The sequence below is a fragment of the Ancylobacter mangrovi genome (genome assembly GCF_024752335.1).
GTDB lineage: Bacteria > Pseudomonadota > Alphaproteobacteria > Rhizobiales > Xanthobacteraceae > Ancylobacter > Ancylobacter mangrovi.
Genome location: NZ_JANTHY010000005.1, coordinates 68621 through 82853 on the forward strand (window position 1 = coordinate 68621; position 14233 = coordinate 82853).

14 protein-coding genes are annotated in these 14233 nt (G+C 69.3%); 7 read left to right on the forward strand and 7 right to left on the reverse strand.

Annotated elements, in window-relative coordinates; genetic code table 11:
- Position 1: 1 nt before the first annotated feature.
- The 5 genes from NVS83_RS13655 to NVS83_RS13675 all read right to left on the reverse strand — a co-directional run bounded on the left by NVS83_RS13655 (position 2) and on the right by NVS83_RS13675 (position 4428).
- Complete coding sequence (locus NVS83_RS13655) at positions 2–1204, reverse strand: glycosyltransferase family protein (RefSeq protein WP_258739826.1); 1203 nt, start codon at positions 1202–1204, stop codon at positions 2–4.
- Between the two features lie 410 nt (positions 1205–1614).
- Entirely contained in the window at positions 1615–2673 is a 1059-nt protein-coding gene (arsB, locus tag NVS83_RS13660; protein WP_258739827.1) for an ACR3 family arsenite efflux transporter, read from the reverse strand.
- Between the two features lie 6 nt (positions 2674–2679).
- Positions 2680–3507 carry an arsenate reductase (glutaredoxin) gene (gene arsC, locus NVS83_RS13665; RefSeq protein ID WP_258739828.1) on the reverse strand — a complete coding sequence of 276 codons (828 nt, stop codon included), beginning with the start codon at positions 3505–3507 and terminating at the stop codon, positions 2680–2682.
- Positions 3508–3521: 14 nt separating this feature from the next.
- On the reverse strand, positions 3522–4064 hold the full coding sequence (locus NVS83_RS13670; RefSeq protein WP_258739829.1) for an arsenate reductase ArsC: 543 nt from the start codon (positions 4062–4064) through the stop codon (positions 3522–3524).
- Positions 4057–4428: an ArsR/SmtB family transcription factor gene (locus NVS83_RS13675; protein WP_258739830.1), complete on the reverse strand. Its 372-nt coding sequence runs from the start codon at positions 4426–4428 to the stop codon at positions 4057–4059. The genes NVS83_RS13670 and NVS83_RS13675 overlap by 8 nt, the downstream gene beginning before the upstream one ends.
- A 178-nt stretch (positions 4429–4606) precedes the next feature.
- Here NVS83_RS13675 and pncA point away from each other — a divergent pair, with 178 nt between their 5' ends.
- The 7 genes from pncA to NVS83_RS13710 all read left to right on the forward strand — a co-directional run bounded on the left by pncA (position 4607) and on the right by NVS83_RS13710 (position 10858).
- On the forward strand, positions 4607–5260 hold the full coding sequence (gene pncA, locus NVS83_RS13680) for a bifunctional nicotinamidase/pyrazinamidase (RefSeq protein WP_258739831.1): 654 nt from the start codon (positions 4607–4609) through the stop codon (positions 5258–5260).
- A gap of 82 nt (positions 5261–5342) precedes the next feature.
- Entirely contained in the window at positions 5343–5792 is a 450-nt protein-coding gene (locus tag NVS83_RS13685) for a DUF3775 domain-containing protein (RefSeq protein ID WP_258739832.1), read from the forward strand.
- A gap of 66 nt (positions 5793–5858) precedes the next feature.
- Complete coding sequence (locus tag NVS83_RS13690) at positions 5859–6077, forward strand: ChaB family protein (RefSeq protein WP_258739833.1); 219 nt, start codon at positions 5859–5861, stop codon at positions 6075–6077.
- A 69-nt stretch (positions 6078–6146) separates the two neighbouring features.
- On the forward strand, positions 6147–7238 hold the full coding sequence (locus NVS83_RS13695) for a polyhydroxyalkanoate synthase family protein (RefSeq protein WP_258739834.1): 1092 nt from the start codon (positions 6147–6149) through the stop codon (positions 7236–7238).
- An 18-nt stretch (positions 7239–7256) separates the two neighbouring features.
- Positions 7257–7928, forward strand: a complete 672-nt coding sequence (locus NVS83_RS13700) for a phosphoribosyltransferase (protein WP_258739835.1) — start codon at positions 7257–7259, stop codon at positions 7926–7928.
- 105 nt (positions 7929–8033) lie between these two features.
- Positions 8034–10079, forward strand: coding sequence for an NAD(+) synthase (locus NVS83_RS13705; RefSeq protein ID WP_258739836.1), 2046 nt, complete (start codon positions 8034–8036; stop codon positions 10077–10079).
- Complete coding sequence (locus NVS83_RS13710; RefSeq protein ID WP_258739838.1) at positions 10076–10858, forward strand: LOG family protein; 783 nt, start codon at positions 10076–10078, stop codon at positions 10856–10858. The genes NVS83_RS13705 and NVS83_RS13710 overlap by 4 nt, the downstream gene beginning before the upstream one ends.
- A 27-nt stretch (positions 10859–10885) precedes the next feature.
- Here the strand turns inward: NVS83_RS13710 and NVS83_RS13715 are convergent, their stop codons facing one another.
- Positions 10886–12604 (reverse strand): alpha-amylase family glycosyl hydrolase, encoded by a 1719-nt coding sequence (locus NVS83_RS13715; RefSeq protein ID WP_258739839.1) that lies wholly within the window; start codon positions 12602–12604, stop codon positions 10886–10888.
- Positions 12601–14217 carry an alpha-glucosidase gene (locus NVS83_RS13720; RefSeq protein WP_258739840.1) on the reverse strand — a complete coding sequence of 539 codons (1617 nt, stop codon included), beginning with the start codon at positions 14215–14217 and terminating at the stop codon, positions 12601–12603. The genes NVS83_RS13715 and NVS83_RS13720 overlap by 4 nt, the downstream gene beginning before the upstream one ends.
- Positions 14218–14233 lie beyond the last annotated feature (16 nt).

A 14233-nucleotide genomic window follows, 5' to 3' on the forward strand; every position in this document is an offset into this window, starting at 1 on the left:
ATCAGCCCCCGAGACCGATCGAGGCCATGGTGCCCGCCTGCGGCATGAAATGCGGCGCGATGTAGCTGGCGATGCGCGGCAGGCCGTCGAGCAGGCCGGGGGAGGCGACCTGCGAGGGCGCGGGCTGGTCGCGCAGCGCGGTCAGCGCCTGCGCCATGACGAGCGGGTCGCGGCTCGTCTCGCCCTGCTCGATCGGATCGAGCAACATCTGCACGAGGCCGAGCGCGGAGGCGCGGCTGGCGCGGATGAGCTGCTCCTGGCGCGGGCGCGAGCGCGGCATCAGCAGCGCCGGCTTGTCGAAGGAGAGGATCTCGCAAAAGGTGTTGTAGCCGCCCATGGCGACGACCGCCGTGGCCCGGCTCATCAGGCGTTCGATCTTGGGGTCGAACACGATGGCGTCGACCTTCGGCAGCCGCTCGATGCGCTCCAGGAAATGCGTGCGCTGCGCGTTCGAGAGGAAGGGCCCGAAGGTGATGACCGAGGGCAGCGGGATGTCGGGGTCGGCCTCGTAGGCGGAAATCACCCAGTCGATCAGCCCCGCGCCGTCCGCGCCGCCGCCGGTGGTGACGAGGATGAACGGCCCCTTGGTGGAGCGCGGGTAGCGAATCCCCGAGGACCCGCCGGGCACCGAGCGGCGCAGATAGCCGGTGTAGACGATGCGCGAATGCATGTCGGCCGGCAGGGGGATGCCGTCGAGCGGGCGGTAGAACTCCTCGCTCCCGTAGACCAGCACGTCGTCGTAATGGTCGGTCATGACGCGGATGGCGCCCTTGTCGTGCCACTCGGCGCGGATGATCTCCGGGCTGTCGAGCACGTCGCGCACACCGATGATGCGGCGCGTGCCCATGTTGCCCATCAGCTTGAGGCTGGGCACCAGCTCGCCGCGGAAGCCGGCGGGCTCCTTGTCGGCGATGAAGATGTCGGGCCGGAACGATTCCGCGGTCTGGCGGATGAGCGCCTCGCGGATCGCCGTCACCTCTGAGACGTCGAGCCGCAGATTGGCGCTGGCATAGCTTCCGTTCTCGCTCTTGGCGACGCCGGGCACGTGCACGAAGTCAATCCCCGGCGCGAAGTTGAAGCTTCCCGCCAGCGCCGAGCCGGAGATGATGAGCACCGACACGTCGCCATGCGCGGCCACCAGCGCGTTCGCGATGGCGCGCGAACGGCGGATATGGCCGAGCCCGTAGGTGTCGTGGCTGTACATGAGGACACGGGGCGTCCTCCTGCCCTGCCGTACCGACTCGGTAGGGGACGTGTCGCCGGAAGTACGTTCCATCAGTCTTCCCGCAGGCAGTTCGCCATGTCTGTTTCCGGGCCGGTCCGATGACCATGCCCCGTGATGCCGGATGTTGCGCCGATGGTAAGACGGCGCGGTGCGCTCTGTCGAGACGGCCCATCGGATGAGCCGTGGGCGAAAATGCGAACTCGAAAAAACCGGCCGGCGGCCCGCGCCGCTAGCGTTGGAGCCTCATGCAGGAGCAGCATGAACCAAGGCGTCCGCGCCGTCCAGCCGCAGGCCGCCCGCTTCGGGGCGGTGCCTGGCTATGGTGCCGGGGTGGGGGCCCTCCCGCAAGCGGCAGGTCGCATCCGGGCGGAACCGTCCGGCGGCCGCCGTCAGGGCGCGCCGGTCGAGCGGGAGGCGCTTGGGGAGCCTGATTCCTCGTACCAGCCTCTGGAGCGATTCACGATCCACACTACGGAGAGCATCACCGGCACCTCGATGAGCACGCCGACCACGGTCGCCAGCGCCGCGCCGGAGCGGAAGCCGAACAGGCTGATGGCGGCGGCGACGGCGAGCTCGAAGAAGTTCGAGGCGCCGATCAGCGCCGACGGCCCGGCGACGCAATGGCGCTCGCCGGCAAGGCGGTTGAGCAGGTAGGCGAGCCCGGCGTTGAAATAGACCTGGATCAGGATCGGCACCGCGAGCAGGGCGATGACGAGCGGCTGGCGCAGGATCTCGTCGCCCTGGAAGCCGAACAGCAGCACCAGCGTCGCCAGCAGCGCCGCCAGCGAGAGCGGCTGGAGCCGCGCCAGCAGGCCGGCCAGCGCCGCCTCGCCGCCGCTCCGCAGGAGCGCCGCGCGGATGAGCTGGGCGAGGATGACGGGAACGACGATGTAGAGCGCCACCGAGAGCGCGAGCGTCGCCCACGGCACGACGATGGCGGAGAGACCGAGCAGCAGCCCGACGATCGGCGCGAAGGCGACCACCATGATGGCGTCGTTGAGCGCCACCTGGCTGAGCGTGAAATGCGGCTCGCCGCGGGTGAGGTTCGACCACACGAAGACCATGGCGGTGCAGGGCGCCGCCGCGAGCAGGATGAGCCCGGCGATGTAGCTGTCGATCTGGTCGGCCGGCAGGTAGGGGCGGAACAGCCAGCCGATGAACAGCCAGCCGAGCGCGGCCATGGAGAACGGCTTCACCGCCCAGTTGACGAACAGCGTGACGCCGATGCCGCGCCAGTGCCGGCGCACCTCGGCCAGCGCCGCGAAGTCGATCCGCAGCAGCATCGGGATGATCATCAGCCAGATGAGCACCGCGACCGGCAGGTTGACCCTCGCGACTTCGGCGGCGGCAATGGCGTGGAACAGGCCCGGCAGCAAGTGCCCGAGCGCCACGCCCGCGACGATGCACAGGCCCACCCAGACGGTCAGATAGCGTTCGAAGGTCGACATGGTGCCTCAGAGCAGGATGCGACGGGTGAAGAGCTCGGCCCCGGCCGGGCAGAGGGCGGCGAGGAGCGGCGACTGGAGGATCGGGTCGGGCACGCGCCGGCGGTCGACGGCGCCGAAGCCGATCGTCGCGAAGAAGCCGGCCGCGGAGGTTGCCGCCAGCCAGACATGGCGCGCGCCGGCGTCGAAGGCGCGGCTCGACAGCAGGAGGACGAGGTTCCGGCCGATGCCGCGGTGGCGCCACTCCTCCTTGACCAGCAGGGAGCGCAGCAGCGCGTCCGACCCGAACAGCTCGAAGCCGGCATAGCCGACGAGCTTTCCGCCGAGCGTGCGGTAGCTGAAGAAGTGCCCGGTGCTGCCGCGCAGGTCGTCGGCGGGCAGCCCGGCGTCGCGCAGCGCCTTGGCGAGGCGCGGATCGCTCGCCGCGACCTGCTCGTCGCGCAGGAACGGCGTGCCGTCGTCCTTGTCGAAATCGGTGGCCGGCACGATGGGAAGGACGTCCAGCACCGTCTCCGACGGGCGGCAGAGCTTCACGCCGAGCGGCGAGACGACGATCGGGCGGTTGATCAGTATCGGATGCTCGCGCACCGCGGCCAGCAGGGCGTCGTCGTCGAGCGCCGGGTCGTCGAGGCCGAGCTCGGCGAAGGGCGTGCCGCGCTCGCGCAGCAGGTTCCGCAGCGGCCAGCCCATGCGATGCGCGAGCTGGCGCAGCAGCGCGGGGGTCGGGGGCGATTTCAGGTACTCGACGACATGCGGCTCGATGCCGGCATGCCGGATGAGGGCGAGCGCGTTGCGCGAGGTGCCGCAATCGGGGTTGTGGTAGACGATGACGTCCATGGGTCGGACCGTCCTCAGGCCGCGCTCGGGCGGGGGCGGGTCGTGCCCTGCAACTGGCCGATCTCGGCCAGCTTCGCGCCGAGCGTCATGCGGTCGAGGCTGGCGATCGGCAGCGCCGCGAAGACGGAGATGCGGTTCCTGAGGTGACGGAAGGCCGCGACGAAGGCCGCCTCCTTCTGAAGGTCGTTGCCTTCGACCGCGGCAGGGTCCTCGATGCCCCAATGCGCGGTCATGGGCTGGCCGGGCCAGACCGGGCAGGCCTCGCCGGCCGCCGCGTCGCAGACGGTGAACACGAAGTCCATGACCGGCGCGCCGGGCGCGGCGAACTCCTCCCAGCTCTTCGAGCGCAGGCCCTCGAGCGGGTAGCCGTAGCCCTGTAGCACCTTCAGCGCCAAGGGGTTGACGGTGCCCTTGGGCTGGCTGCCGGCGGAGAAGGCGCGGAACCGGCCCGCGCCGTCCTGCGCGAGGATGCTCTCGGCGAGGATGGAGCGCGCCGAATTGCCGGTGCACAGGAACAGGACGTTGTAGATGCGTTCGGTGCGGAACGGGTCAGTCATTGGCCACCTCCCTGGCGGCATTGTCGGGCGAGGCGCAGCAGGGCGACAGGTCGGCGATCAGCGGCGCGCAGATTTCGGGGCGTCCGCCGCAGCAATCCGTGACGAGGAACCCGGCGAGCGCGGCGACGGCATCGAGCCGCGCCCGGTAGATGATCGACCGGCTCTGGCGTTCGGCCTCGATCAGCCCGGCGCGGGAGAGGACGGCGAGATGGGTCGACATGGTGTTGTGCGGCACGTCGAGGCGCCGGGCGATCTCGCCGGCGGGCACGCCCGCGGGCTCATGCGCCATCAGGAGCCGGAACACGTCGAGACGTGTCGGCTGGGCGAGGGCGGCGAAAGCGGCAATGGCGTGTTCCGAGTCCATATGTCGACGATAAACGACATATGGACGTATCGCAACCGAAGATCGTAGCTCGACGAATTTACAAGGGTGGACATGCCGTCTCCCCGGTTCACATCGCCGGCTCGATGCGCATGAATGGTGACATCCGCGCCGCGGGTCAGGGCAACCCGGCGGCGAGCGCGGCAAAGGAGACGGCAAAGTGATCGAGCACATCGTCCCGGGCAGGCATGACCTGCTTCTCGTGGTCGACATCCAGTATGATTTCTGCCCCGGCGGCGGCCTCGCCGTGCCGCGCGGCGACGAGGTGGTGCCGGTGGTCAACCGGGTCGCGGCCGGCTTCGCCCATGTGGCGCTGACGCAGGACTGGCATCCGCCCGGCCATCTGTCCTTCGCGTCCTCGCACCCGGGCGCGCAGCCCTATGAGACCATCGACGTCGACTACGGCGCGCAGATCCTGTGGCCGGACCATTGCGTGCAGGGCACGCCGGGCGCGGCGCTGCGCGAGGACCTCGCGATCCCGCACGCCGAGCTGGTCCTGCGCAAGGGCTATCATCCGGGGATCGATTCCTATTCCGCCTTCTATGAGAACGACCGCCGCACCGCGACCGGGCTCGGCGGCTATCTGCGCGAGCGCGGCTTCAGGCGCATCTTCCTCGCCGGCCTCGCCTTCGATTTCTGCGTGCGCTACTCGGCCGAGGACGCCCGGCGCGAAGGCTTCCACGTGGTGGTGATCGACGATTGCTGCCGGAGCATCGACGTCGGCGGCTCGGACGCCGATACGCGCCGGCAGTTCCAGGCCATCGGTGTCGAATGCATTCCCTCCGCCGCCCTCGGGCAGGACCGGTGCGCTTGACCCGCCTCAAGGACGGGGCGCCGGAACCGTGGTCCGGTCGTCACGTTGGTCTCGTCGAACAGGCAGGCCAAAGGAGTGGTCCATGCAGGACAAGTCGACACCCGAAGACAATGGCGGCGACGAGGACGTGCTCACCGTCTCGCCGGAGAGCGTGTGCTTCCTCATCGTCAAGGCGCGCGAGTTCGATGCCAAGGACGAGGTGACCGAGCCGGACCCCGGCTCCAATCCGTCCGACGACGGCGATATCGCCGTGCTCGAGGACCATGGCGACGACCCGTCGGCGCAGGAAATTCGCTCGTTCATCCATGCGATGTCGATCGACGAGCGCATCGACCTGGTGGCGCTGATGTGGCTCGGCCGGGACGATTATTCCGCCGAGGACTGGGAGAGGGTGCGCGAGCAGGCCGTGCAGGAGTACAATGGCCGTACCGCCGACTATCTGCTGGGCACGCCGATGCTCGGGGATTTTCTGGAGGAGGGTCTCTCGCTGCTGGGCTATTCCTGCGAGGAGTTCCAGACCGGCCGGCTCTGAGCGCCGCCGGCGGTGCGCAGGAGCGGCGCGGGCGGGTACGAGCGGGCGAGGTGAGGGAAGCGACGCATGCCCTACGCTGCCAATGCCGATCTTCCGCCTTCGGTCCGCGAGCACCTGCCGCGGCACGCGCAGGACATTTTCCGCGAGGCGTTCAATCATGCCTTCGACGCGCATCGCGGTGAGCCGCGGGGCGAGGAGGCCGCGTTCCGCATCGCCTGGGCGGCGGTGAAGCGTTCCTATGCCAAGCGAGGCGAGCAATGGGTGCGTTCGGAAGGGGCGGACTGAGCCCTCTCCCTGCCTACCTCGCCGAAAGGACGCGGGGGCAAGGCCCCTCGCGACCGGGAGGAAAGCGCCATGCACCAACCATCTCTGCCCGAAAGACCTTTCGCCGAGCCCCCCGACCTGATGGCCGTGCTGCGCCGGACGCAGCTCGCCGCCATGGAGAACCTGCGCCAGGTGCAGGGGAGAACGCTCGATTGCTTCGGCTTCGGCACCCATGAATGCGCCTATGAGGTCGTCGCCAGCGGCCCGCATTGGCGCCTGCGCCACTATGCGGGACCGGGAGGCGGCGCGCCGCTTCTGCTGGTGCCGGCGCCGATCAAGCGTCCCTACATCTGGGACCTGACGCCGGACGTCAGTGCCGTGCGCTTCTGCCTCGACCATGGCTATGACGTGCGGCTGCTGGAATGGCTGCCGCCTTCGGAGCAGGACGGCGACGCCGGCGTCGAGGCCTATGTCGACGCAGTTGTCGCGGCCCGGCGGGCGGCGGCGAACGGGCCGGCGACGTCTCCCTTCGTCCTCGGCCATTCGCTCGGCGGCACGCTGGCGGCGATCGCCTGCGCGCTCGAGCCGTCGCTCGCGCGGGGCCTCGTGCTGCTCGGCGCCCCGCTCAGCTTCACGCCGGGTTCGAGCCGGTTCCGCGACCTCGTGGTCGCCCGGTCGAAGGACATGGCGCGGCAGGGGCTGGTGGCCGGCTCGCAGCTCTCGCAGGGCTGCGCGATGATGTCGCCCGGCACCTTCGTCTGGTCGCGCATGATGGATGGCATGTTCGCCATGGCCGATCCGGCGGCGATGGCGATCCATATGCACATCGAGCGCTGGGCGCTGGATGAGGTGGCGCTGCCCTCGCGGCTGGTCTGCGAGATGGTGGACTGGCTCTATCGCGAGGACCGCTTCCGGCGCGGGGCGCTGACGATCGGCGGACGGAGGCTCGGACCGGCCGATCTTTCGGTGCCGGTGCTGGCGGTCGTCGTTCCGGCCGACGAGATCGGACCGCGCAGCTCCGTCGCGCCCTTCTTCTCGAAGATGCCGGCCGGGCGGACGCGCATCATCGAGCATCCCGCGGAGATCGGGGTCGGCCTCCAGCATCTGGCGATCCTCGCCGGGCGCCGCGCGCATGCGCAGACCTGGCCGGAGATCGCGCGCTGGATCGATGACAAAGCGTGACGGTGCGGGAGGGGAGCCATGGGTTTCGCCGATCGCAAGGATGCCGGAAGGCGCCTGGCGGCCGCGCTGACGAGCTTCAAGGGGCGGCATCCCGTCATCCTGGCCCTGCCGCGCGGCGGCGTGCCGGTGGCGGCGGAGATCGCCGCCGCGCTCGGGGCGCCGCTCGACCTCGTACTGGTGCGCAAGGTCGGATGGACGATGCAGCCGGAGCTCGCCGTCGGCGCGGTGGTCGACGGCGCCGATCCGATCGTCGTGCGCAACGAGGCGCTGATCGCGCGCATGGGCGTCAGTGAACGCGAGTTCGGCGAGGTCCGCGACGCGGAGCTGGCCGAGATCGAACGCCGCAAGCATCGCTATCTGGGCCAGCGCCGCCGCGCGCCCATCGCCGGGCGGACGGTGATCGTGGTCGATGACGGCATCGCCACCGGCGCCACCGTCAAGGCGGCGCTGCGGGCGATCCGCCAGCGCGGGCCGAAGGAGCTGGTGCTGGCCGTGCCGGTCGCGCCGGCCGAGGCGGTGGCCGATCTCGAAGGCGAGGTCGACGAGCTGGTCTGCCTCGAAACGCCGGAGCCGTTCGGCGCCATCGGCTATTTCTACAGCGATTTCAGCCAGGTGAGCGACGAGGAGGTCATCGCCGCGCTCGCGCGCTTTCCGGTCGAGACGCCGGGCGATCCGCCCCGGCCGGAGTGAAAATGCGCATTTCGTCTGGCGGCGGGCGCGCCCGCGCGCAAAGATCGCGCAGTCGATTCCGGGGCCGTCGCAGCGTCCCGCCGCAAGACCGAGCGCGAGGCCCGAATGGGGGAATTCAACTGTCTCTACAGCCACGGCTTCGCGCGCGTGGCTGCCTGCGTGCCGCGCGGAACCGTGGCCGATCCCGACTTCGCCGCAACCGAAGTGCTGGGGCTCGCGGCCGAGGGCGACCGGCGCAAGGTCGCGGTGATGCTGTTCCCCGAGCTCGGCCTCTCCTCCTACGCCATCGACGACCTGCTGTTCCAGGACGCGCTGCTCGACGAGGTGGAGCGCGCGCTGGCGCGGATTATCGAAGCCTCGCGCGATCTGTTCCCGGTGCTGGTGGTCGGGGCGCCGCTGCGCCATGCCGGCCGGCTCTTCAACGCCGCCGCCGTCATCCATCGCGGCGCGCTGCTCGGCGTGGTGCCGAAGAGCTATCTGCCGAACTACCGCGAATTCTACGAGCGCCGCCATTTCACGCCCGGGCTGGGGCGGCGGGGGGAACAGGCGGTCATCGCCGGGCGTCCGGTGCCGTTCGGTGTCGACCTGCTGTTCCGTTCCGAGGGGGCGATACCCCTGACCTTCCATGTCGAGATCTGCGAGGACATCTGGGTGCCGCTGCCGCCCTCGACCCGCGCGGCCATGGCGGGCGCCGAGCTGCTGCTCAACCTCTCGGCCAGCAACATCACCATCGGCAAGGCGGAGGCGCGCCGGCTGCTCTGCGCGAGCCAGTCGGCACGCTGCGTCGCGGCCTATGCCTATTCGGCCGCGGGTCCCGGCGAATCGACCACCGACCTCGCCTGGGACGGGCATGCTGCCATCTTCGAGAATGGCGACCTGCTCGCCGAGACCGAGCGCTTCCCGGAAGGCGCGGTCTTCACCGTCGCCGATATCGACATCGAGCGCCTGCGGCAGGAGCACATGCGGCTGAACAGTTTCGGTGACTGCGTCGGCGAGGAGATGGAGGAGGGGGCGTTCCGCGTGGTGACCTTCGCCCTCGAGCAACCGCCAGAGCCGGTCGCGCTGGAACGGCTGATCGAGCGCTTCCCCTATGTGCCCTCGGACCCCTCCCGGCTGCGCGAGGACTGCTACGAGGCCTACAACATCCAGGTCCAGGGGCTGGCGCAGCGCCTTGCGGCCACCCGCCTGCCGCGCGTGGTGATCGGCGTCTCGGGGGGCCTCGATTCCACGCAGGCGCTGATGGTCGCGGCCCGCACCATGGACCGGCTCGGGCGCCCGCGCTCGGACGTGCTTGCCTATACGCTGCCGGGCTTTGCGACGTCCGAGGAGACGCGCGCCAATGCCTGGGCGCTGATGGAGGCGCTCGGCGTCTGCGCCGCCGAGATCGACATCCGCCCGGCGGCGCGGCAGATGCTGGCCGATCTCGACCATCCCTTCGCGCGCGGCGAGCCGGTCTACGACGTCACCTTCGAGAACGTGCAGGCCGGGCTGCGCACCGACTACCTGTTCCGCCTTGCCAACCAGCATGCCGCACTGGTGGTCGGCACGGGTGACCTGTCGGAGCTCGGGCTCGGCTGGTGCACCTATGGCGTGGGCGACCACATGTCCCACTACAACGTCAACGCCTCGGTGCCGAAGACGCTGATCCAGCACCTGATCCGCTTCGTTGCCGGCTCGGGCGACGTGTCGGCGGAGACGGTCGAGGTGCTGGAGGCGATCCTCGCCACCGAGATCTCGCCCGAGCTGGTGCCGGCGAGCGCGGCGACCATCCAGTCGACGCAGCAGGTGGTCGGGCCCTACGCGCTGCAGGACTTCAGCCTGTTCTACCTCACGCGCTACGGCTACCGGCCCTCGCGCATCGCTTATCTCGCCGCACAGGCATGGTCGGACGTGGAGCGCGGGCGCTGGCCGGCCAACATCCCCGAGGCCGACCGGCGCGCCTATACGCTCGGCGAGATCCGCCACTGGCTGGAGGTGTTCCTCTCCCGCTTCTTCACCAACCAGTTCAAGCGCTCGACGCTGCCGAACGGCCCCAAGATCTCGTCGGGCGGCTCGCTCTCCCCGCGCGGCGACTGGCGTGCTCCCTCGGATGCGGGGGCGCGGGTCTGGCTGGACGAGCTCGACGCACACCTGCCGAAGGAAGGGCAATGAAGCCGGAACATCGACACGAGAACGGGCAGGCCCCGGCGCGCGACGTCGCCTCGCTGCCCAATTACGGGCTGGCGGCGCTCGACCGGGATTTCATCCTCGGCGATTCGATGCGCGGCGTGCGCTTCATGCTCGAATACGCCAAGGCGGAGGAAGCGCTGCGCAAGTGGCACATCCGCTCCACCATCGTCGTGTTCGGCTCGGCGCGGGTGCGTGAGGACGGGCCGGGGCGCCAACCCTTCTGGTATGCGCAGGCGCGCGCCTTCGGCCGCCTCGCCTCCGAGCGTGGCGGGGCGCTGACGGCCGGCAATGGCGGGCTGCGCGACAACGTCATCGCCACCGGCGGCGGGCCGGGGCTGATGGAGGCGGCCAATCGCGGGGCGGCCGATGCGGGCGCGCCCAATATCGGCCTCAACATCAGCCTGCCGCACGAGCAGGGGCCGAACCCCTATTCGACGCCCGAGCTGACCTTCCGCTTCCATTATTTCGCGATGCGCAAGATGCACCTCGCCATGCGCGCCAACGCGCTGGTCGTGTTCCCCGGCGGCTTCGGCACGCTCGACGAGCTGTTCGAGATCCTGAACCTGAGGTCGACCAACAAGGCGCCGCCGGTCGGCATCGTGCTGTTCGACGAAAAATACTGGCGCTCCGTCATCAATTTCGGCGCGCTGGTCGAGAACGGCATGATCGACGCCGGCGAGTGCGATCTGTTCCACTTCGCCGAGACGGCGGAGGACGTCTGGCTCAAGCTCGAGGCGACCGGCCTGTCGGCGCATGGCTGAACCTGTGCGGGTACCCGCCGCGCCGGCTCAGTCGTCGGCGGGCGGGCGCGCATCGAGCCTTTCGCCGATGAAGGCCTGAAGCGGGGGCAGGTCGATGGCGTCCCCGGAGAGCGCGCCGGCAAGGCCCGGCGCCTCCAGCGCACGCAGCGCCATGCCGGCACCGAACCGCCTCGGCTCGGCGCTGAAATTCAGCACCACGAGCAGGCAGGTGCGGTCGTCGAAGCGCTCGAAGGCGAGCAGGGGCGCGGGAATGTCGAGGAACCGTACGTCGCCGAGCTGGAGCGCGGGCTGGGTCCTGCGCCACGCGATAAATCGGCGGGTGAAGTTCAGCGGCGAGGCCTCGTCTGCGTCCTGCCGGTCCGCCGCCCGCTCCTTGTGGTCCTCGGCGACCGGCAGCCATGGCTCGGCGTCGGTGAAGCCACAATGGGGTGCGCCGTGCTCCCACGGCATCGGCGTGCGGCAGCCGTCGCGTCCCTTGAAGTCCGGCCATAATTGCAGGCCCCATGGGTCGACGATCTGCTCCTTCGGAATTTCGGCCTGCGTCAGCGCCAGCTCCTGGCCCTGATAGATCACGACCCCGCCCCGCAGCGTCATCTGCAGCACGTTCAGCAGCTTGGCCATGGCGTCCTGATGGCCGAGCTCGACCGCCCATTCGCCGAAATTGCTCAGGACGCGCGTGGCATCCTGGTTGTTGAAGACGTTGAAGTTCCAGCCATGGGGCATGACATCGCGCTGGCGCACCAGCAGCGAGCGCCAGTTCTCCACCCGCGGCGTCGTATTGACGAAGTCGTAGTCGTAGGTGGCGTCCAGTCCGTCCGGGCGGCCGGTGTACTTCTCGCAGACGACCGGCGAATCGACGTCGGACAGCTCGCCAAGCAGCATCTTCGGCGGGTCGTAGCGACCGGCGAGTTCCGCCATCGCCTTGAAGATGTCGAGCGCCTCGGGCACGTCGCGGTCGAACAGGTGCAGTTGGCGGGCGAAGGGATTGTCCGGCCCGCCGCCCAGCAGGATGGGCGAACCCTTGTGCGAGACGCGCGGGTTGGGCCGCAGGTCCATGTCGCAGGTGATGCACTGCACGGCGTCGAGCCGCACGCCGTCCACGCCCTGCCTGAGCCAGAAATCGAGCTCCTCCAGCATCGCCGCCAGCACTTCGGGCTTCTGCAGGTTGAGCGCGGGCTGGCACGTCAGGAAGGGGTGGAAATAGAACTGCGCGCGGCGCGGATCCCAGGTCCAGGCCGGCCCGCCGAAGGAGGAGATCCAGTTGTTCGGTGCCGTGCCGTCGGGCGCGGCGTCGGCCCAGACGTACCAGTCCGCCTTGGGGTTCTCGCGGTTGCCGCGGCTCTCGCGAAACCAGGCATGCTGGTCGGAGGTGTGGCCGGGGATGAAGTCGATGAAGAGCTTCATTCCCCGCTCGTGCAGGGCGTCGCGCAGCCGCTCGAAGTCCTCGATCGTGCCCATCTCCGGCTGGACGGTGCGGAAGTCCGACACGTCGTAGCCGAAGTCCTCCTGCGGCGAGGCGTAGAAGGGCGAGAGCCAGACCGCGTCGACGCCGAGGCTGGTGATGTAGTCGAGCCGCTCCAGCACGCCCGGCAGGTCGCCGACACCGTCGCCATTGGTGTCCTGAAAGCTGCGAAGATAGATCTGGTAGACCACCATGCCGCGCCACCACTCATCGTCGGGCGGGCGGCGCATCAGTAAGGGCGGGGCATCGGGCGAAACGAGGCAGGTATCCGGGCCGTGGCTCATGCGATGGTGCCGAAATGAGCGCCCCAGGGCTCGACATGCAGCGCCTCGCCGCGCCGCGTCGCCCCGAAGCCGTGACCGACGAGATCCTCGCCAAGCGGGATCGAAGCCAGAGGCACCTCGCATGCCGCATCGCTCAGGTTGAAGACGCACAGGACCCCGTCTTCCGCGTTGCCGCGCTCGAAGACGAGAAGGTTTTTGTGGGCGGGATAGAAGGCGAGATCGTTGCCGCGCAGCGCCGGCTGCTCGCGGCGCCATTTCAGGAACCGCCGCATGCGGTTCAGCGCCGAGCCCGGCTCACGCTCCTGCAGGTCCACGGAACGGCGGCGATGCTCCTCGGGGATGGGAAGCCAAGGCTCGACGGTGCTGAACCCGCAATGGTCGGCATCGTGCCGCCAGGGGATCGGCGTGCGCGCGCCGTCGCGGCCCTTGAAGGAGGGGTAGAACTCGCGCCCATACGGATCGAGCAGCCGCTCGAACGGCACCTCCGCCTCCGGCAGGCCGAGCTCGCTGCCCTGATAGAGGCATAGCGCCCCGCGAAGGCACGACAGCGCGGCCAGCACGGTGATGGTGAAATCGGGATGGTCGTCGCCCTGCCGCAGGCGCGAGGCGGCGCGCATGAAATCGTGATTGTCGAGCGACCAGCAGGGCAGGCCGTCTTCCGGCTGGTGGCCGAGCCGTTCGGACAGCTCGCGGATCACGTCCCCGTCGACATGCTGCGAGCCGAGCAGCCAGTAGCCATAGGCGAGGTGCAGCCGGCCGGGGCCGGTATAGTCCTTGTGCAGCCGCACGCCGTCGCTCTCGTTCAGCTCGCCGAGCAGGACGCGGTCGCCATATTCGTCGACCAGCGCGCGCAGGCGCTCGAGGAAGGGCAGGTTCTCCTCCTGCCCGATGTCGCGGACATGCTGCTGGAACGAATAGGGATTGAAGTTGAACTGGCTGCCGAGCGGCGAGGTCTCGGCCGGCGGGTTGTCGCGAAGCTGCGCGTCGTGGAAGTAGAAGGCGCACACGTCGAGCCGGAACCCGTCGACGCCGAGCTCGAGCCAGAAGCGGCACGCGTCCAGCACCGCGTCCTGCACTTCGGGGTTGTGGTAGTTGAGGTCGGGCTGGGCGGTCAGGAAATTGTGCAGGTAATACTGGTCGCGCCGCGGCTCCCAGTGCCAGGACGGGCCACCGAACACCGAGAGCCAATTGTTAGGCGGCGTTCCATCGGGCCGGGGATCGTTCCAGACGTACCAGTCGGCCTTGTCGTTGGTGCGCGAGGCCCGGCTTTCCCTGAACCAAGCGTGCTGGTCGGAGGTGTGGCTCAGCACCTGGTCCATCAGCACCTTCAGGCCGCGCTTGTGCGCCTCCTCGATCAGCGCGCGCACGTCGTCGAGCGTGCCGAACAGCGGATCGACCGCGACGTAGTCCTCGACGTCGTAGCCATAGTCCTTCATCGGCGACTTCTGGAACGGGGAGATCCAGATCGCGTCGACCCCCAGCTCGGCCACGTAGTCCAGCTCGTCGGCGATGCCCTGAAGGTCGCCGATGCCGTCGGCCGAGGTGTCTTTGAAGGAGCGTGGATAGATCTGATAGATGACGGCGCCGTGCCACCAGGAATGTCCATGTGTCATGGCTAACGGAGATTAG

Coding starts and splice junctions, on each gene's coding strand:
- NVS83_RS13690 (WP_258739833.1), top strand. CDS start 5,859: ATGCCCTACGCTGCCAATGCCGATCTTCCGCCTTCGGTCCGCGAGCAC.
- NVS83_RS13710 (WP_258739838.1), top strand. CDS start 10,076: ATGAAGCCGGAACATCGACACGAGAACGGGCAGGCCCCGGCGCGCGAC.
- arsC (WP_258739828.1), bottom strand. CDS start 3,507: ATGGACGTCATCGTCTACCACAACCCCGATTGCGGCACCTCGCGCAAC.
- arsB (WP_258739827.1), bottom strand. CDS start 2,673: ATGTCGACCTTCGAACGCTATCTGACCGTCTGGGTGGGCCTGTGCATC.
- NVS83_RS13715 (WP_258739839.1), bottom strand. CDS start 12,604: ATGAGCCACGGCCCGGATACCTGCCTCGTTTCGCCCGATGCCCCGCCC.
- NVS83_RS13720 (WP_258739840.1), bottom strand. CDS start 14,217: ATGACACATGGACATTCCTGGTGGCACGGCGCCGTCATCTATCAGATC.
- NVS83_RS13695 (WP_258739834.1), top strand. CDS start 6,147: ATGCACCAACCATCTCTGCCCGAAAGACCTTTCGCCGAGCCCCCCGAC.
- NVS83_RS13705 (WP_258739836.1), top strand. CDS start 8,034: ATGGGGGAATTCAACTGTCTCTACAGCCACGGCTTCGCGCGCGTGGCT.
- NVS83_RS13700 (WP_258739835.1), top strand. CDS start 7,257: ATGGGTTTCGCCGATCGCAAGGATGCCGGAAGGCGCCTGGCGGCCGCG.
- NVS83_RS13670 (WP_258739829.1), bottom strand. CDS start 4,064: ATGACTGACCCGTTCCGCACCGAACGCATCTACAACGTCCTGTTCCTG.
- NVS83_RS13685 (WP_258739832.1), top strand. CDS start 5,343: ATGCAGGACAAGTCGACACCCGAAGACAATGGCGGCGACGAGGACGTG.
- NVS83_RS13655 (WP_258739826.1), bottom strand. CDS start 1,204: ATGTACAGCCACGACACCTACGGGCTCGGCCATATCCGCCGTTCGCGC.
- NVS83_RS13675 (WP_258739830.1), bottom strand. CDS start 4,428: ATGGACTCGGAACACGCCATTGCCGCTTTCGCCGCCCTCGCCCAGCCG.